Source organism: Bacteroidia bacterium (assembly GCA_026932145.1).
In the GTDB taxonomy this organism is placed as follows: domain Bacteria; phylum Bacteroidota; class Bacteroidia; order J057; family JAIXKT01; genus JAIXKT01.
Genome location: JAIXKT010000007.1, coordinates 94,198 through 113,695, shown reverse-complemented (window position 1 = coordinate 113,695; position 19,498 = coordinate 94,198). Strand labels below are relative to the sequence as shown.

At 38.0% G+C, this 19,498-nt stretch carries 13 protein-coding genes; 11 read left to right on the top strand and 2 right to left on the bottom strand.

All coding sequences use genetic code 11. The features are described from left to right. The first annotated feature begins 134 nt into the window (after positions 1-134). Together LC115_01710 and LC115_01705 are read left to right on the top strand one after the other, a co-directional pair. Positions 135-2,141 carry a dehydrogenase E1 component subunit alpha/beta gene (locus LC115_01710; GenBank protein ID MCZ2355398.1) on the top strand — a complete coding sequence of 669 codons (2,007 nt, stop codon included), beginning with the start codon at positions 135-137 and terminating at the stop codon, positions 2,139-2,141. A gap of 149 nt (positions 2,142-2,290) precedes the next feature. Then, positions 2,291-3,298, top strand: a complete 1,008-nt coding sequence (locus LC115_01705; protein MCZ2355397.1) for a PfkB family carbohydrate kinase — start codon at positions 2,291-2,293, stop codon at positions 3,296-3,298. A 134-nt stretch (positions 3,299-3,432) separates the two neighbouring features. On the opposite strand, the gene LC115_01700 is transcribed toward LC115_01705, so the two are convergent. Further along, positions 3,433-3,831, bottom strand: coding sequence for an NUDIX domain-containing protein (locus tag LC115_01700; GenBank protein ID MCZ2355396.1), 399 nt, complete (start codon positions 3,829-3,831; stop codon positions 3,433-3,435). Between the two features lie 272 nt (positions 3,832-4,103). Further along, positions 4,104-6,179, bottom strand: a complete 2,076-nt coding sequence (locus LC115_01695) for a thioredoxin family protein (GenBank protein ID MCZ2355395.1) — start codon at positions 6,177-6,179, stop codon at positions 4,104-4,106. Positions 6,180-6,483: 304 nt separating this feature from the next. On the opposite strand from LC115_01695, the gene LC115_01690 reads away from it, so the two are divergent. The 9 genes from LC115_01690 (at position 6,484) to LC115_01650 (ending at position 19,422) form a co-directional block, all read left to right on the top strand. Further along, positions 6,484-8,673, top strand: a complete 2,190-nt coding sequence (locus tag LC115_01690) for a S46 family peptidase (GenBank protein MCZ2355394.1) — start codon at positions 6,484-6,486, stop codon at positions 8,671-8,673. 89 nt (positions 8,674-8,762) lie between these two features. After that, on the top strand, positions 8,763-9,638 hold the full coding sequence (locus tag LC115_01685; GenBank protein MCZ2355393.1) for a hypothetical protein: 876 nt from the start codon (positions 8,763-8,765) through the stop codon (positions 9,636-9,638). 65 nt (positions 9,639-9,703) lie between these two features. After that, positions 9,704-10,840, top strand: a complete 1,137-nt coding sequence (locus tag LC115_01680) for a WG repeat-containing protein (protein ID MCZ2355392.1) — start codon at positions 9,704-9,706, stop codon at positions 10,838-10,840. Positions 10,841-10,970: 130 nt separating this feature from the next. After that, a complete protein-coding gene (gene lspA / locus LC115_01675) occupies positions 10,971-11,483 on the top strand; it encodes a signal peptidase II (GenBank protein MCZ2355391.1) in 513 nt (170 codons plus the stop codon). 3 nt (positions 11,484-11,486) lie between these two features. Beyond that, positions 11,487-12,386, top strand: coding sequence for a hypothetical protein (locus tag LC115_01670; GenBank protein ID MCZ2355390.1), 900 nt, complete (start codon positions 11,487-11,489; stop codon positions 12,384-12,386). Then, entirely contained in the window at positions 12,386-12,862 is a 477-nt protein-coding gene (locus LC115_01665) for a GNAT family N-acetyltransferase (protein ID MCZ2355389.1), read from the top strand. The genes LC115_01670 and LC115_01665 overlap by 1 nt, the downstream gene beginning before the upstream one ends. A 71-nt stretch (positions 12,863-12,933) precedes the next feature. Next, positions 12,934-15,438 (top strand): PIG-L family deacetylase, encoded by a 2,505-nt coding sequence (locus LC115_01660; GenBank protein MCZ2355388.1) that lies wholly within the window; start codon positions 12,934-12,936, stop codon positions 15,436-15,438. Positions 15,439-15,553: 115 nt separating this feature from the next. Beyond that, positions 15,554-17,278 carry a sodium:solute symporter gene (locus tag LC115_01655; protein ID MCZ2355387.1) on the top strand — a complete coding sequence of 575 codons (1,725 nt, stop codon included), beginning with the start codon at positions 15,554-15,556 and terminating at the stop codon, positions 17,276-17,278. 113 nt (positions 17,279-17,391) lie between these two features. Further along, positions 17,392-19,422, top strand: coding sequence for a S9 family peptidase (locus LC115_01650; GenBank protein MCZ2355386.1), 2,031 nt, complete (start codon positions 17,392-17,394; stop codon positions 19,420-19,422). The last annotated feature ends 76 nt before the right edge of the window (positions 19,423-19,498 follow it).

Below are 19,498 nucleotides of genomic sequence, written 5' to 3'. Positions count from 1 at the left end.
TGTGATATTAAATAATTTAACAATTTTTACACCATTTTTAAACAACCTCTTAATTATTGCCGAGAATTTCATCATACTTTCTGAACCACAACCCGATTTAATTTCCGTAATTCGCGTTTTATTTTGTTATCTATATGTCCGTTGCCGAAACAATGAAACCGGTTATTCATTTTGATCGAAAAGGTTTATCTGACAAGACATTATTGGATTTGTATAGAGCCATCTTGTTGCCCAGAATAATTGAGGAAAAGATGCTGATTTTGCTACGTCAAAATAAAATCAGCAAGTGGTTTTCCGGAATTGGCCAAGAAGCTATTGCAGTAGGATGCACAAAAGCCTTAGAAACTTCAGATTATATTTTTCCTCTGCATCGAAACTTAGGCGTTTTTACTGCCCGAGAAGTTAATTTAGTGAGGCTTTTCTGCCAATGGCAGGGAAAAAAGAACGGTTTTACCAAAGGGCGCGACCGGTCTTTTCATTTTGGGACTCAAGAATACCGGATTATCGGTATGATTTCTCACCTGGGAGCTATGCTCGGTGTCGCTGACGGCGTAAGTTTAGCTTCCAATTTAGATCAAGATTCTGTTATTTCCCTTGTTTTTTCCGGAGACGGCGGTGCCAGTGAAGGTGATTTCCATGAAGCTATAAATGTAGCCGCAGTTTGGGACTTACCGGTGATTTTTTTGATTGAAAACAATGGCTACGGGCTTTCCACGCCTTCTTCAGACCAGTTTCGTTGTAAACAATTTATAGACAAAGCAATAGGCTATGGAATAGAAGCCGTTCAGGTAGATGGAAACAACATCGTTGATGTTTATGTAGCGGTACAGGATATTGCCCAGAAAATGCGCCAAAACCGTAAGCCGGTTATTTTAGAAGCGATGACGTTTCGTATGCGCGGGCACGAAGAAGCCTCAGGAACTAAATATGTACCCAAAGAATTGCAAGATTTCTGGGCAACCAAGGACCCTGTGAGAAATTATGAGGCATGGCTATTGGAAATCGGAGTATTACAAGAAGCACAGATTCAGGAAATTCGTTCAGAATTTAAGCATCAAATAGAGCAGGCTCTTGAGCAAACTTTTGCTCAGCCGGAAATAACACCTGATACAGAAGAAGAACTCGCCGATGTCTATGCACCAGCCTTTTCTAACTATATTTTGCCTACCGGCGAAGAAAAGGAGATGCGCACCATTGACGCTATTTCCCAAGGCTTAAAACAAGCGATGCTGCAAGACCCCAACCTGATTCTGATGGGGCAGGATATTGCCGAATATGGCGGCGTTTTTAAAATAACAGACGGGTTTGTGCAAGAGTTTGGTAAAGAAAGAGTTAGAAACACCCCTCTTTGTGAATCTGCTATCATAGCTACTGGCTTAGGGTTGTCTCTTAGAGATAAATCCGCTATGGTAGAAATGCAGTTTGCAGACTTTGTTTCCTGCGGTTTTAATCAGATTGTTAATAACTTAGCTAAAAATCATTATCGGTGGCAGCAACCCGTTAATGTAACAGTCCGAATGCCTACCGGTGCCGGTGTTGCCGCAGGGCCTTTTCATTCCCAAAGTAATGAAGCATGGTTTTTTAAAGTACCCGGCCTCAAAGTAGTCTATCCTTCCAATCCTTATTCTGCTAAGGGATTACTAACCACTTCTTTACGGGAACCTAACCCGGTTATCTTTTTTGAACATAAAGTTTTATACAGAAGTATAAGTGGCTTAGTACCACAGCAATACTATAATTTACCGCTTGGTAAAGCCGTTATTACTAAGTTCGGAACAGATATTACGATTGTTACTTATGGCATGGGAGTTCATTGGGCTTTGGAAATCAGCCAGTTGATTCCGGATACTTCTATTGAAATTATTGACTTACAAACTTTATTGCCTTGGGATTCTGAAATGGTATTTAGCTCTGTGAAAAAAACCGGAAAATGTTTGGTATTACACGAAGACACCCTCACCGGAGGCGTTGGTGCAGAAATAGCAGCCGCAATCAGTGAAGAAATGTTCCGCTATTTAGATGCTCCCGTTATGCGAGTAGGTTCTTTAGATACCCCAATTCCTTTTACCGCTAACTTAGAAAAAAACTTCCTGCCTAAAAATATATTTCACCAAAAATTACTGAAACTTATTGATTACTAAGTAGTTTTTTTATATTTCAATTAATCTGTATTTTGTAAGAAATAAAGTTTGGTAGTTGTAGTTAAAAAATGGTTCTTCTGAGAAAAAATAGCTTTTTTAAAAGCTGCTATGCCTTGAAATATTAGTTTTTGCCCTAAGTAGTTTGATGTGTGTTAATAAATATGGATTCTGTGTCATTATTTTGGGAAGCTACAACTAACTTGCGAATTTTGGTTGTAGGGGACGTTATGTTGGATAGATATTTGTGGGGGGGTGTTTCTCGGATTTCGCCAGAGGCTCCGGTTCCCGTTGTGGACGTTCGGCAGGAGGAGAACCGACCCGGCGGGGCTGCCAATGTTGCCTCTAACTTAGCTGCATTGGGCACAACGCCTATACTCGCCGGAATAGTAGGTTTAGATAAAGAAGGAAATGACTTTATCGAAACTTTATCTCTGAATCAATTGAATACTAATGGAATAATTAAATCAAACCAACGTAGAACTACCTCTAAAATCCGCATTATCGGAAACCAACAGCACCTACTTCGGGTAGATAAAGAAGATAGATACCCGCTTTCTAATCAAGAACTTGAAGATTTTCGTCCATTAGTTTTTGACCTTTTGGCTCAATGCGATGCACTGTTGTTTGAAGATTATGATAAAGGACTACTTTCGCAAGACATTATTCAGGCACTCATCCAACAAGCCAATAATACCAATAAGCCGGTTATAGTAGATCCAAAGTTTAAAAATTTTTGGCATTATGCCGGTAGCTCTTGTTTTAAGCCAAATTTAAAAGAGCTCAGTGAAGGCGTTGGAATACCACTTCGTAATGGAGATATTCCGGCTATTCAAGACGCGGTGTTGTTATTACGAAAAAAAATGCCTCATAAATACACCGTAGTAACCCTAAGTGAAAATGGAATGTTATGTTGTGATGAAAATGAACACTTTAGACATATACCGGCACATTTTCGCAAAATTGTTGATGTTTCCGGTGCCGGAGATACGGTGGTAAGTGTGCTTACATTAGCCATTGCCGTTGGGCTACCTATTTACCAAGCTACTCAGCTCGCCAACCTTGCAGGGGGAATTGTGTGTGAAGAAGTGGGCGTTGTTGCCATAGACAAAAACAAGCTCTATCAAGAATATTCCAAAAATTTTACTGAAAAAAAATAAACATCTGGATTCTGAAAACATAAAAATTATAGTTTCTCTGATGAAAAATTATTACAATCAGGGCATTATATTTTTTATCTGCTCTTTCTCTTCAATCTTGTGAGCATACTTTCTGAACTACAACTCAAAATGGTTTAAATCACTTCTATCTTAAACAGTTTTTCTAAAGATTTATAGGTAGATAATTTTGATAATTCATTTATACTAACCCACTTAGCTTCTTCTATTGATTCTATAATTTGAGGCACAAGTTGGTTAGGTGTAGGGGCAAACATTTTGAACCAATGTGTTTTTTTGATTACCCAGCTATTTTGTTCATGGTAGTTTTGGTATAAATGATAGATTGGGGTAAGTTTTTCAATTATTACCACTTCGTTCAGGCCGGTTTCTTCACGCACTTCCCGTACGGCAGCTTCATTGGGCATTTCTCCTATTTCTATTTTCCCTTTGGGTAAGTCCCAATTTCCAAAACGCTTGATTACCAACACCAATCCTTCCGGTGAAAATACTTTTCCGCCGGCTGCTTCTATCAAGGTAAAGCATTTGAGGTAGTCTTCCCAAAACTGTTGAGCTTGAATCTCCGTTGGTAGTATTATTTTAGCTGCTCCCTTTTCATATTGTTGCTGCCATTGGGCTATGATTTTGGGTGAAGCATTTAAACCATCTATCAGAAGTATTGGTATTTCACCAATGGTGCTTTCTTCAACCGGATTTTCTGGAGTTTCCCCCACCGCAATTTCTACCACACACTGTTGCTGATATACTTGGATAGGAAAGCTATATTCAGGTTGTAAATTTTTGTTGTTCATGATTTTGTATATCTTCCCTTAGCTTCTTGCAGCATTTTTTGTAATGTTGGAATATCTGTTTTTCCTAATCCATAAGGGATTAGCTGGTTTCCGGATCCGTCTAATATTACATAATAAGGTTGGGCATTTGTTTGGAAGCGTTCTTTTTGGAGTTGTAGCCATTTATCGCCAACGGTTCTTAGGATAGTGCCGTCTGCGGCTGTGATATTTTCCGGTAATGGTTCAGCGTCATCTACAAACAACGAAACGAGTATAAAGTCTGTGTTTAGTGATTTTTTTATTGCTGGGTCAGGCCATACATTGCTTTCCATCCAGCGGCAGTTTACACAAGTGTGGCCGGTAAAGTCCACAAAAACCGGTTTGTCTATTTTTTTAGCATAGGCTAATGCCTCGTCAAGGTCATAAAATGCACAAAAACCCAGAGGAGTGTCTTTGGATAATTTCTCTGAATATTTTCTATTTTGGCTGCAAACTAACTGAGATTCTGATTTTTCTGTTACAGAAGCCATTGCTTCTTTTCCCCAAACAACTACTCCAATATCTGGATTATGTGGCGGTAAAAAGCCGGATAAAAGTTTTAACGGTGCTCCCCATAAGCCCGGAACCATATAAAAAACAAACCAAAAACTTACTATGGCTAACAGCAACCGTGGTATAGAAATATGTGCAATGGGGCTATCATGGGGAAGTTTATACCACCCCATTAGATAAGTTCCTAATAATAAGAAGATTGCTATCCAAGCTCCTAAATACACCTCTCTGTCTAAAATGCCTAAGTGCCAAACTAAATCTACATTACTTAAAAATTTCAAGGCTAAAGCGATTTCCAAAAAACCCAACACTACTTTTACGGAATTTAGCCACCCGCCGGAACTGGGTAATGAGTTTATTAAATGTGGAAACAACGAAAAAAGCCCAAATGGAAATGCAAAGGCTAAGGAAAAACCAAACATTCCTACCGTTGGCCCTAAGTAGCTCCCCTGTGAGGCTTCTACCAGGAGCGTTCCAATAATCGGACCGGTGCAAGAAAAAGACACTAACGCCAAAGTCAATGCCATAAAAAAAATACCAGAATAACTTCCTGTGCTACTCTTAGAATCTAATTTAGTGAGCCAACTTGATGGTAACGCTAACTCGAACCACCCTAAAAATGACAATCCAAAGGCAAATACAATGACAAAAAAAAGCAAGTTTACCCAAGGATTTGAAGCCATTTGATATATCGCAGAAGAACCAAATAACAGCGTAATAAGCAGACCTAACCCCACATAAATAAAAATGATGGATATGGAATAAAATAAAGCATTCCGGATATTTGTAGCTTTATCAGTTTGCTTCTTGGTGAAATAACTGACCGTCATAGGTATCATCGGAAAAACGCAAGGCGTTAACAATGAAACCAATCCAAATGCAAAAGCAGCCCAAAACAAAGAAAATAACGACTTTTCAGCAGCAGGAGCTTCTTTTAAGGGAAGAGATTTAACTTGCTGAGAATTATCGGAAGAGCCATTTTGGGAAGCTGTATTGGTAGGATTTACGTTGATAGAAGAATCAGCAGTATCTTTCTGGGGTTCATTAGCAGATTTATTATTTGCCGGCTTTGCCGTAAAAGTAAAAGAAAAGTCATTATAAGCCGGAACACAGGTCTGTGAATCACATACTTGGTAATGGATATATCCCTTAATAACGATTTTGGGGTCTGTTATTTTTAATTTTTGCTTGAATATGACAAAATCTCCATAGTAGCTGACATTAGCCTCAAAAACGGAATCATATTCAGTATGTTTTTTGCCGCTCTCGGTGAGGTCTCCTACCTTCACAACGCCGTGCGTACCTTTATCTAACCCAAATTCAGTGGGCATATTTGCATCTTTTTCCGGTGGAATAGCAGAGTAAATATGGTATCCCTTATTTATTTTAGCCTCAAAAACAAGCGTAACTACCTCACCAACAACATATTGATTTGTATTTTCCGGGTAATTTTTCCATTTTACAACTTGTTGAAAATTGGGTTGCGCTTGTGTAACCCATATAAAACTTATTGCTACCGCAAGAATCCAATAAAACTTCATAGAAACGTTTCAAAACTACTGCTTTTTTTTATTTGTCCCAAATACAAGAGACTATATTACGGGAACAATAAAAACCATATTTTAGTTTTGGTTCAGAAAAATATGATAAAAAATGTTTAGGACAGTATTGTAGGAAAAATAATACCCTTGATTATAATAATTTTTCATCATCGGAATAGTAGTTTTCATGTTTTCTAAACCACAACTGGGCACTTTACCCGAGTATCGGTTATTTCTCGACCAATTAACTATTTCGATAGCTGAAAAATAGTTATACTTATGATAAGAAGTTTTACCTTTGCCCATGCAAATACGAAAAATTTGGAATACCCTACTGTTGGGTTTATTAGCCTCCGTCAGTGTTTTTAACACCGGAATAGCCGCTCCGAATCCACCTCCGGATGAGGGTATGTGGCTACCTATGCTTATTTCACGTTTAAACTATGCTAAAATGCAAGAATTGGGCTGTAAACTCTCTCCAGAAGAAATTTACAACGTCAATCGTAATAGCATGAAAGATGCAATAGTCTCTCTATCAGGATTTTGTACCGGTGAGATTGTCTCCGATAAAGGGCTGATGCTTACAAACCACCATTGTGCTTTTAGTAGCATTCAGTTTCATTCAAGTGTAAAAAATGATTACTTAACCAATGGATTTTGGGCAAAAACACTGAAAGATGAACTTCCTTGTCCGGAAATATATGCCTCTATTTTGGTCCGTATGGAAGACGTAACCGACCAAGTACTAAAAGGAGGTGGAGGACTTTCTGGGCAAGGATCCGAGAAAAAAAATATCGCTGAAATTGAAAAAAAAGCTATAGAAGGCACTCATTACGAAGCAACCGTAAAACCAATGTTTGGCGGAAGCGAATATTATCTCTTTGTGTATGAGAAATTTACAGACGTCCGCTTAGTAGGTGCACCTCCTTCATCCATTGGAAAGTTTGGTGGAGATACAGACAACTGGATGTGGCCCAGACACACCGGAGACTTTTCACTTTTTAGGATATATTCCGGCCCAGACGGAAAACCGGCCTCCTTTTCAGACCAAAACATCCCCTACAAACCCAAATATTTTTTACCAATTTCCCTAAAAGGAATTAAAGCAAATGATTTTTCTATGATTTATGGCTACCCCGGCAGCACTGACCGCTACCAATTGGCTGCCCAAACCCAATTCGCCATAGACGAATTTAACCCAATGCTAATCAAACTGTTTGCCAAAAGATTAGAAATTATGAAAAAAGATATGGATGCTGATAATAACATCCGCATTCACTTAGCTGACGACTACGCCAGCCTAAGCAACTCCTACAAATATTTTGTTGGCCAAAATGAGGGACTTAAACACCTGAATCTTGTTGATTTCAAAAAAGAACAAGAAGTAAAGTTTCTTCAATGGGCTAAGGCTGATGCAACCCGGAATGCAAAATATGGAAACGTAGTTGCTGATATGGAAATCGCCGTTAAAGAATTTCGCCCATTCGCTAAACCATTTTATTATCTAAATGTTGCCGGTTTAGCTCCCAACATCCTGCAAAACGGCATCGCCTATTATCGCCTCAAAAAAACAATGGAAGCAACAGGAGACAAAAAAGAACTCTGGCAGCCAATGGTTGAAGAAATAAAAAGCGGTATCGAAACTTTCTTTAAGGATTATTCTGCCTCTACCGACCAAAAAATGCTTGCACAAATGTTTGCATTATACGCAACCGATATTCCAGAAAGCCAGCAACCGCCGATATTACTTGAAATCCGTAAAAAATTCAAAGCCAAGACAATAGAGCAGTCTTATGAAAAATTTGCTGCCGACTTCTTTAAGCATTCTCAACTCACTTCTCCGGAAAAAACAGCCGCTTTTTTAGATAAAATCAACTTAGAAGCACTTAAAAAAGAACCGGTTGTTATTTTATTAGAAAAGTTGCTTACCTACACCACTGAAAAACTACGCCCTGCTTATGCAGCTTATTCAGCCAAAGAAAGTGAAATTGAGAAAAAATTTATTGCCGGTTTACGCGAAATGAACCCCGACCAGCATTTTTACCCAAATGCAAACTCAACCTTACGCCTAACATACGGAAAAATTGCCGATTATTATCCAAAAGACGGCGTTCATTTCAGCTATTCCACAACATTAAAAGGAGTTATGGAAAAAGAAATCCCCAAAGACCCTGAATTTGATGTGCCAGCTAAGCTAAAAGATTTGTACCAAAGAAAAGATTATGGAATTTATGGTTCAAACGGAGAGATGCCGGTAGCATTTTTATCCGATAACGACATAACTGGCGGTAATTCTGGTAGTCCGGTTATTAATGGAGACGGACACTTAATCGGAATCGCTTTTGACGGCAATTGGGAAGCTATGACAGGAGATTTAGTCTTTGACCCCCAGTATAAAAGAACAATCAGTGTTGATATTCGCTATGTGTTATTTATCATAGATAAATTTGCAGATGCCGGCCACTTAGTGCAGGAAATGGAACTTGTCAGATGATATTTATCAATTCATCTGAAATTATTAGGCCGTATTCCCCAAGAATATGGCCTAAATTTATTCATAACAAAATAAGTTTTTGATAAACAATGGGTTATGTAGCTATTTGTATTTTACTGCTGCTGAGTTTTTACATTACCTTTCGGTTAGCCGCTCAATTTAAGTTGGATTTACTGCAGGTAATTGCTACCAATTATTGGGTTTGTGTTTTGTGTGGTATTTGGGCTGCGCCGGATTTTTGGCAAGAAATGACCACCAAACCGCAAAATTGGCTCACTTTTGGGCTATTTCAAGGCAGTTTATTCATCGGGATTTTTTACATAACCGGCTATTTATCAGCACAGATTGGAATTGGATATACCGGTTTAATGGGTAAAATTTCGCTGGTTATTCCCATATTGTTTAGTGCGATTTATTTCAAAATTCCCATAGATTTTCGGCAATACATTGGGATTTGCTTAGCATTGTTTTCTATCGTATTGATTCATTATCAGCCTGCTAAAAATGTTTCAGCAAAAGAAGAAATCCCAATCAAACGCAAACTATTGTTGGGAGCTATTTTATGGTTAGGTTCCGGCTTGATTGATATTAATTTTAAGTGGTTTGAAGCGTTTTATTCCCGTACTGTGCCTATAAGCCACTTTGCAATAGTTTGTTTTGGAACATCTGCTTTGATTGGGGCAGTATTAGTTGGGTATCAAGTTTTGTATAAAAAGAAATCCTTAGAGTGGAAAAGTGTTATTGGCGGGATTGGACTTGGAGTTCCCAATTATTTTTCGGTCGTATTTTTAACCAAAGGTCTTCAGCATCTGCCGCCTACAATTTTTTTTACGGTAAATAATATTGGGCTTTTGATAGCTGCGAATGTAGTCGGTTTTTTATTCTTTAAGGAACATTTTTCAGTTTTTAAGTGGTCAGGGTTAATATTAGCTGTTTTGGCAATCGGCTTATTAATATTGGGTTAGTTCATTGTATTGTCGCTCTTGGGTGGTTATTTCCTCAAATTATTGCGGCGCAGAATAATCCATTATTGCCTTACTTTCAAGACGGGTATTGGGGATACGTAAATGCTAATTTAAAGTGGATTATTCAGCCGCAGTTTTTAGTGGCATATCCCTTTAATGAGGGAATCGCTCAGGTAAAATTAGACACAAATAGATACAATTTAAGCGGTTGGCAGTTATTAGCTCCAAACGGAACGTTTTTATTAAGTCAGCCAGCAGATAACATACAATTTCTTGGTAACAAGCTATTTGCAGTATGGCAAAATGCCAAAATGGGGGTTTATAACGCAGCCAAGACGTGGGTTCTTCAGCCGGAGTTTATAAATACTACCGAAGAAGGTACTCAACTAAAAGACGGTTTATTGTGCGTTCGCACCCTTTCCGGCTATGGAATCATCTCATTATCAGGAGAATGGATACTTTCACCAAAATATCAATCAATAGTTATCCATACCGGCCAAATCGCTGAACTGATAGATAATAAGAGTTCTTGCTTATATCATTTATCCCGAAAAGAAGTTATTGTAGATTCCGTAGAGGCTGTGGGAGAGTTTGCTTTCAATAGGTTGCCGGTTCGCAAAGGTAAATTGTGGGGATTTTTAGACACTGCCGGAAATTGGGTGCAAAAGCCAATGTATGCACATTTTTTTTCTTTTTCAGAATCTTTAGCTGCGGTTTTGTATCAAGGCAGTTGGGGATTTTTAGATACTGCCGGAAACTGGGCAATAGCCCCCAAATATCAGTTAGTACGGTCTTTTTCAGAAGGAAAAGCGGCTGTCAAAAGTTCTGAAAAATGGGGATTCATTAATAACCTCAATGAATGGATAATAGAACCAACTTATGCAGAGGCATTTTCCTTTCGAGAAAAATTAGCCTTAGTTAAATTTCAGCAGAAGTGGTACTTCTTGAATCCCAATGGGTTTACTCCGATTCAGCTAAATTTATCCATCAATGCGTCTGTTTTTACACCGTCTTCAGGTTTTAAAGAAAATTGCTTTTTATTTCAAAATGAAAATGGCAAATATCAATTTTTGGCAAAAAACGGTTTATTATTAACTACTTATGAATTTGATTATGCTGAACCTTTTTATAACGGTTTAGCACTCATTCGTATAGATAACCAAAATCTGTATCTTACTAACAAGGGAACTATATTGAGGTAGAAAACTGCTCAATCAAAAGCCTACCTTGATTTACAGCATTTATCAAACCGTTCACAAAGTATTTGTAACTTTCGGCAATATTTAATTTTTTCGCTGTTTGTTTGACCGGCCATCTATTTTGAGTCATTTTGTGCTAAAAAAACAGATTATCTGGATAGTACCTTTCTTGTCTGTGTTGTGTTTAGATCAATTATCTAAGGCATTGGCAAGAAGTTATCTAACTGAATATGATTCTGTTAATGTTATTGGGGAGTATTTTGTGCTAATATTAGCCCAAAATACAGGGGCATTTTTGAGTTTAGGTTCAGGGCTTCCAGAGCCTTATCACACTCTTTTTATGTTAGGGATTCCCGTTGTGTTGTTATTTTTAGGGTTGGTTTACTTGCTCAAAAATCCTGAATTACCAAACCTATTGCAAGTTGCAATCGCATTGATTTTAAGTGGCGGTATTGGAAACATCATTGACCGGTTCTTAGTTGGCAGCGTAACCGACTTTTTCTTCATTGATTTAGGAGGCTGGGCAAAAACTGGAATTTTTAACATTGCAGATATGGCAATTATGGCTGGATTAGGTATTTATATTTTTCAAAACTTTCGCACTAAAAAAGAAAATCATCCCGTAGCGGCAGATAAAAATAATTAATTTATGAAAATTCCGGTATCTTGCATCAATATGTTTTCGATAACACGTCTTTGCTGTGTGTGGCTGCTAATGAACGCCTTTTTCCTTACTTCTTGTGAAATAACTAAGAATCAGGATAATAACACTACCTTAAATTTAATTCCAGAAGATGATTTGAACGATTTGAAACATATTTTTGCAAACATTCCCTCACCGGTTGAAGTCAATGAAGTGCTGGCTCAGACGGGAAGCCCTTTTACCCCAAGTTTATTGAACCCAACTACAAACGCAAAAAAATATGTTACAAGTTCTGTAGTCGCCCTGAATCTGGGCGTTTATTTAGGAGACCTTTCTTACTGCAATGCGCACCACAAAAACCAAGAAGTTCTGGAATATTTTCAGGCCACAAACCGGCTATGTGAAGAACTATCCATAGAACAAGTTATTGATATTAAAACAATTAAACAACTTGACGAAAAGAAACAAGATAATACAGCGTTGTTGGAATTGGTTACTAAGATATATGAACAAACGCATACTATTTTGGAAAAAAACAACCGTACCGGTTTTGCCTTGCTTATCGTAACCGGTGCATGGTTAGAAGGAACTCATTTTAACTTGCGTTTATTACAGCAAAAAACAAGCCCGCAACTTATCAAGCTATTATACGGCCAATATCATTCATTTTTACATATTTACAATCTATTTGAGAAATATCCGGAAACTTTGCCCAAAACAGTAGCCACCAAAGAAACTTTAACAGAAATAAAAAACCGCTTAAAGCAACTTTTTGGGGAAGCAAATATTACATCAATAGATTCTTTAGCAACGATTAAGACTCCCGAAAAATTCAATGTAGAAAATTTAGGAGAGGTAGCAGCCAAAATACAAGCCCTTCGCAATCAGATTATTAGTGCATCTTGATGCTACAGCTAACAATCGAGCAAGCCCAAATTGAAGATATAACAACCATAGCCGCCTTCAATCGTGCAATGGCTTGGGAAACAGAACAGTACGAACTTTCCCCAGAAATCTTAACGCAAGGTGTATCTGCAATCTTTCAAGATAAGGAAAAAGGCTTTTACATAGTCGCTAAAGACAAAAGCCAAAATATTATAGCTTGTTTGCTCATTACATACGAATGGAGCGACTGGCGAGCAAGTACAATCTGGTGGATACAAAGTGTTTATGTAAAACCAGAATATCGAAGACAAGGCGTTTTTCGGGAAATGTATCATCACACAACACAATTAGCTAAAAAACAACACGTTTCACTAATTCGGCTATATGTAGTCCCGCACAATAACAAAGCAATAGCCACCTACCAAAAATTGGGTATGCAAATCCAAACCTATTGGGTCTGCGAAGCAATATTAACACCCCAAACTGAATCAGGTTGATTAAAAAAGCAACCAATAACTATATTTGAATGTTAAATTAGTTTTGAATTTTTTAGATAGTAGCTTAAATTATGTTCTTAAAGAAGTTTTTTCTATTAATTTTTACCCTTAGTTTTCTTCAAATTTTTGCTCAAAACGCTATTGAATGGAATAGTGCAAAGATTTTAAATGAAATCAAAAAGCTAAATACAGTTGGTTCTGTTTTATACATAGCTGCGCATCCTGATGATGAAAATACCCGGCTCATTTCTTACTTAGTTAATGAACGGCATCTTAGAACCGGTTATTTATCACTCACACGAGGGGATGGAGGGCAAAATCTTATCGGAAATGAGCAAGGAGAGGCGTTAGGCTTAATCAGAACCCAAGAACTATTGGCTGCCCGTAAAGTAGATGGAGCAGAGCAATTTTTTACCAGAGCTAATGACTTTGGCTTCTCCAAAAACCCTGAAGAAACGCTAAATTTATGGGACAAAGAAAAAGTACTATCTGATATTGTACTAACAATCAGGCGTTTTAGGCCGGATGTTATTATTTGCCGCTTTCCTACAACCGGCGAGGGCGGGCACGGGCACCATACCGCTTCAGCTATCTTGGCTATGGAAGCCTTTGAAGCGGCTGCTGACCCCCAAAAATTTCCAGAACAACTAACAGAAACTCAACCTTGGCAAACTAAACGGATTTTTTGGAACACTTTTAACTTTGGCGGGAATAACACCACATCACCAGAACAATTAAAAATTGACGTTGGCGGCTTTAACCCGCTTTTAGGGCTAAACTATGGCGAAATCGCCGCCAAAAGCCGCACAATGCACAAAAGCCAAGGATTTGGAACCGCTATGCAACGCGGCGAAAATATAGAATACTTCAAATTTTTAAAAGGAGATAAAGAACCTAAAACAGATATTCTGGAAGATATTAACACCACTTGGCTACGGTTACCCAACACAAATGAACTGCAAAAATGGATAGCTGATTTAGAACAAAAATATGATGCTAATCAGCCGGAAAAAAGTGTCAATCAACTCATTAAAATCTATACTGCTCTTCAAAAATTAGGTGAAAAAGATGCTGATGCAGCTTATTGGAAACAACAAAAATTAGCAGTTTGTAAGAATCTGATAACAGCTTGCGCCGGAATCTGGGCTGAAGCCATAGCAGCCGATTATAGCACCATAACAGGAGAAAATATCACTATAACAGCGCAAATAATCGTTCGCAATCCTTGTAAAGTTAAACTAAACAAAATTGAACTTTCAAACGGACACGCTATCACTATTGATGATTCTAAAAAAGAACTGAAAAACAATCAGTTATCAGAGTTTAAGGAAAACATTACTCTTAATGCCGAAGCCGATTATTCTGACCCGTATTGGTTAAAAAATCCGCATAATAACACTATGTATGCAGTAACCAACCAACAATTAATCGGTTTACCCATGAACCCAATTGCCGAAAAGGCTACCTTTTATCTTATGATTGAAAATGAAACCCTCCCTATTGAACGACCTTTTAGTTACAAATATACTGATCCCGTAAAAGGGGAAATTTACCGTCCCTTTGAAATATTGCCACCGGCTACCCTCAATTTATCCAACCACGTACTTGTATTTAGCAATAACCAAGCAAAAGAAATTTCCCTTACCATCAAGGCAAACGCTCCTAACCTAAGCGGAAAATTACAAATAACAGCTCCTAATGGATGGAATATAAATATTAATAATCCTGATTTTCAGCTAAAAAACAAAGGAGATGAGCAAGTTATTAAAGCTACCATAACGCCTACCGGCAAACATACAGACGGCAATTTATCCGCTTCACTTATAATTGGTGGCAAAACGTACTCCAAAAGTATCACACGTATTGAGTATGACCATATTCCGTATCAATTCTTTTTGGATGATGCTTCAGCCAAACTCATTTTTGTGGACTTAAAACGAAACGCACACAAGATAGGTTACATCCCAGGTGCCGGTGATAATGTAGCAACTTGCTTAACCCAAATCGGTTATGACGTTACAATCTTAACTGATGAATTATTAGCTAAGGAAGATTTAAGCGTTTATTCAAGCATTGTTGCAGGTGTAAGAGCTTACAACGTTAATAAGCGAATGCCTATTTACTATAATAAATTGATGAATTACGTAAAAAAAGGCGGAAATTTAATTGTTCAGTACAATACCAACAATCGTTTAGCTCCCTTAAAAGAAAACATCGGCCCTTATGCCTTTAAAATTTCCGCTAATCGCGTAACTGATGAAAATGCTACCGTAACATTTACCAACCCCAAACATACTGCTTTAAACCACCCAAACAAAATTAGTGAAAAAGACTTTGAGGGCTGGGTTCAAGAACGTGGAATTTACTTTGCAACTGATATAGATAAAAACTACGAAACTATCCTTAGCATGAATGACCCCAAAGAGGATAAACAAGAAGGTAGTTTGATTATCGGTAAATACGGAAAAGGTAATTTCGCCTATACCGGCTTGGTCTTTTTTCGGGAATTACCAGCCGGAGTCCCCGGAGCATATCGCCTGTTTGTAAATCTATTAGAATTACCTAAAAATAATTAAAAATGGACGAACCAACTAATAATAAGCATTCTAACTGGAATACTGCTTATGGAGGAGTGATTTTATTCCTAATCATTCAAATCGTCTTATTTTACTTATTTACGAAGCATTTTTCATGAGTGGTATAGATTGGATTGTACTGTTTGTGTCCTTACTTACAGTTATTAGCTACGGATTATACAAAAGTAAGACAGAAAAATCCTTAGATGGTTATTTTAAAAGCAGTAATTCTATGGGTTGGCTGTTGATTTTACTGTCTATTATGGGAACGCAAGCCAGTGCTGTAACTTTTCTTTCTGCGCCCGGGCAAGCATATACAGACGGACTACGGTTTGTGCAATACTATTTTGGGCTTCCCTTAGCAATGGTTGTTTTGTGTATTACTTTTATTCCGATATATCATAAACTACAGGTTTATACGGCCTATGAGTTTTTAGAACAGCGTTTTGATTTAAAAACACGCTCCTTAGCTTCGGTATTGTTTTTGGTTTCTCGGGCACTCTCTACCGGAATCAGCATCTATGCACCCTCCATAGTGTTATCTTCTATTTTTGGCTGGAATATTTATGTTACCAACTTAATCATGGGTGGTTTTTTAATTATTTATACCGTTACTGGCGGAGCTAAGGCCGTAGCTTACACTCAAATGCAGCAATTGGTAGTCGTTTTTATCGGTTTATTTATTGCGGGCTTTTTGGTCATAAATATGCTACCTGCCGGAATTAGCTTTACAGACGCACTGCATATCGCCGGCAAAATGGGAAAGCTAAATGTGATCGAACCCAAAATTGACATCACAAGTGAATCTTGGTGGAAAGATAAATACAACATTTGGAGCGGCTTGATAGGCGGCTTTTTCTTAGCACTCTCTTATTTCGGAACAGACCAATCCCAGGTTGGAAGATATTTAACAGCCAAAAACTTAAAAGAAAGCCGTATCGGATTGCTAATGAACGGTATCGTAAAAGTGCCTATGCAGCTTTTTATCCTATTGGTAGGTGCTTTAGTGTTTGTGTTTTACACCTTTTATCAAGCACCTGTTTTTTACAATCAAAAAGAAATAGATAAAATTTTACACTCCAATTACAGCAGTGAGTTTCAACAATTACAAGCCCAGCATGATTCACTCAATTTAATTCGGGCAGAAGACGCTAAATATATGAGCTTAGCTTTACAGCAAAATAACGAATCAGAGGTTCGTTTAAGACAAAATAAATTACTTCAAAACGAAACCCAATCAAAAGAAATACGAAAAAATGTTTTGAAGCTAATGAAAAGCAATGATCGAACAGCAGATACCAACGATACAAATTATATCTTTCTGTATTTTGTTATTCAAAATATCCCCAAAGGATTGGTTGGGCTGCTGATAGCGATGATATTTTTGGCCGCTTGGGGAAGCGTAGCAGCAGCATTAAACTCCTTAGCATCAACCAGTGTAGTTGATTTATACAAACGACTTTGGGTCAAAGAACAAACCGAGCAATATTATTACATTGTTTCAAAATGGTTTACCTTAGGCTGGGGTATTTTTTGCATTGCAGTTGCGATGTTTGCCAGCAGTTTAGGCAGTTTGATTGAAGCCGTAAACGTTCTGGGGTCTTTATTTTATGGCACTATTTTAGGGATTTTTTTAGTGGCTTTTTACTTCAAAAAAGTAGGCGGAAATGCCGTATTTTGGTCTGCTATCATTACAGAGCTAATCATCATCGGGATTTATATTTCAGATATAATTTCTTTTCTTTGGCTAAATGCCATAGGCTGTTTATTAGTCTTATTGATAGCCACTATTTTTCAAAAGATAAATAACCAACAGGAAATTGTGGTTCAGAAAGTATGATAAAAGTTCGCTTAGAATAAATCAGAAATCAACCAAGTTTTCTGAGCTACATCTTGGGTTTTACTTTTAGCCGCCATTGCACTCCTGTTCAATATAATTTATAATATTGCAACATGAAAAAGTTATTGTGGATAGTTTTTGGGGTGTTTAGCGGCAGCTTATTTGCCCAAAATGGAAAAGTAATAACACCAGAACTACTTTGGAAAATTCCCCGCATCTCAGAAGAACAGGTTTCGCCGGATAGCAAAAAGATAGTTTTTGGAGTTACAAACTATGACGTACCCCAAAATAAAGGAAACAAAAATCTGTTTATCTATGATTTAGAAAGTAAGCGACTTAGCCAAATAACGGACTGGCCGGGATCAGAGTTTAGCCCACGCTGGAGGCCGGACGGAAAACGTATCGGATTCCTTTCTAATAAAAGCGGCTCAATACAACTTTGGGAAATTAATATAGACGGCAGTATGCCCATTCAAGCATCTAATTGGAAACAAGCTATTTCCGGATTTTCCTATGCACCCACACAAGATAAAGTGCTTTTCATCGCAGATGTAACGTTAGATAAAACAGTAGCAGAACAATACCCTGACTTACCACTGACAGAGGCGCGGCTCATAGACGACCTTATGTACCGCCACTGGGATAACTGGCATGATTATGCTTATAGCCACATCTTTCTTGCTAATTATCAGGCAGGTAGAGCAGATACCCTTGCCTTAGATATTATGGAAAACCAGCACTTTGACTCCCCGCTTTCACCACAAGGAGGTATGGAACAAATCGCTTGGCGGCCAGACGGAAAAGCAGTCGCTTATTGTAGCAAAAAACTATCCGGTGTACTCGAAGCAACATCCACAAATGCAGATGTTTATCTATATGATTTAACGACCAAACAAACCATTAACCTAAGTGAAGGCAGAAATGGCTATGACTTAAACCCTGTTTTCGCCCCAAACGGAAAATCTATCATCTGGGAAAGCCAGCCTACTGACGGCTGTGAATCAGAAAAAAATACCTTAATTTGGTATAATTTCTCTGAAAAAGTAGGGAAACCCATCACCGAAAACTTTCCGGAAAGTGCCTCAGATGTAGTCTTTAACCCAAATAATGATAAAATCTACTTTTTATCAGGCTTGAAAGCTACTATTCAAATGTATGAATTGACTTTGACAACAGGAAATATCCGAAAAATCACCAATGGCCGCCAAAATTACAATTCTCTCCATTATTCACAATTCGGGCTAATTGCCCAAAAGACAACCATGTCCCAACCCACAGAATTAATGCTGATAGATACCGATAAGGGGCAAGAAACACGTTTAACATTCATTACCGAAGATGTGTGGGGCAGCGTTCCGAAAGGGGAAGTCAGAGAACGGTGGGTAACAACCACAGACGGAAAGCAAATGTTAGTTTGGGTTATTTACCCCCCAAAATTTGATTCCACCAAAAAATATCCGGCAATATTATACTGCCAAGGAGGACCGCAAAGTACTGTAAATCAGTTTTTTTCATACCGTTGGAATTTTCAACTGCTTGCTTCGCAAGGATACATTATAGTTGCCCCCAACCGGCGAGGCTTACCCTCTTTTGGCAAAGAATGGAATGATGCTATCAGTGGCGACTGGGGAGGCCAGCCAATGCAAGATTATCTATCCGCCATTGATAATATTTGTACAGAAAAATATATTGATAAAAGCCGCTTAGGAGCCGTAGGCGCAAGTTACGGCGGATACTCCGTTTACTACCTTGCCGGAATCCATAATAAGCGCTTCAAAGTATTTATATCTCATTGTGGCCTCTTCAATATGGAAAGTTGGTATGGCTCAACGGAAGAACTTTTCTTTGCTAATTGGGACTTAAAAGGGAGCTACTGGACAGCCAAAGCCAGTAAATCTTACACCGATTTTTCCCCACATAAATTTGTTCAGAACTGGGATACTCCCATTCTGGTCATACACGGAGAAAAAGATTTTAGAGTACCTATAAATCAAGGAATTGAAGCATTTCAGGCCGCAAAACTGCGCGGTATTCCTACACAGTTTTTATACTTTCCAGATGAAGGCCACTGGGTAATGAAACCTCAAAACAGCATCCTCTGGAGCAGAGTATTTATAGATTGGCTGAATAAATGGTTAAAATAACTCGTAATATCCTCATTTTCTGAAAGATACATATTTTCAGAAAAACATTTTCAACTAAGTTATTTTCCTCACTGGG

What these genes read in the sequence shown, in the direction of transcription:
- LC115_01660 (MCZ2355388.1), top strand. Translation starts at nt 12,934, where the DNA reads ATGTTCTTAAAGAAGTTTTTTCTATTAATTTTTACCCTTAGTTTTCTT.
- LC115_01695 (MCZ2355395.1), bottom strand. Translation starts at nt 6,179, where the DNA reads ATGAAGTTTTATTGGATTCTTGCGGTAGCAATAAGTTTTATATGGGTT.
- LC115_01685 (MCZ2355393.1), top strand. Translation starts at nt 8,763, where the DNA reads ATGGGTTATGTAGCTATTTGTATTTTACTGCTGCTGAGTTTTTACATT.
- LC115_01650 (MCZ2355386.1), top strand. Translation starts at nt 17,392, where the DNA reads ATGAAAAAGTTATTGTGGATAGTTTTTGGGGTGTTTAGCGGCAGCTTA.
- LC115_01655 (MCZ2355387.1), top strand. Translation starts at nt 15,554, where the DNA reads ATGAGTGGTATAGATTGGATTGTACTGTTTGTGTCCTTACTTACAGTT.
- LC115_01665 (MCZ2355389.1), top strand. Translation starts at nt 12,386, where the DNA reads ATGCTACAGCTAACAATCGAGCAAGCCCAAATTGAAGATATAACAACC.
- LC115_01670 (MCZ2355390.1), top strand. Translation starts at nt 11,487, where the DNA reads ATGAAAATTCCGGTATCTTGCATCAATATGTTTTCGATAACACGTCTT.
- LC115_01710 (MCZ2355398.1), top strand. Translation starts at nt 135, where the DNA reads ATGTCCGTTGCCGAAACAATGAAACCGGTTATTCATTTTGATCGAAAA.
- LC115_01690 (MCZ2355394.1), top strand. Translation starts at nt 6,484, where the DNA reads ATGCAAATACGAAAAATTTGGAATACCCTACTGTTGGGTTTATTAGCC.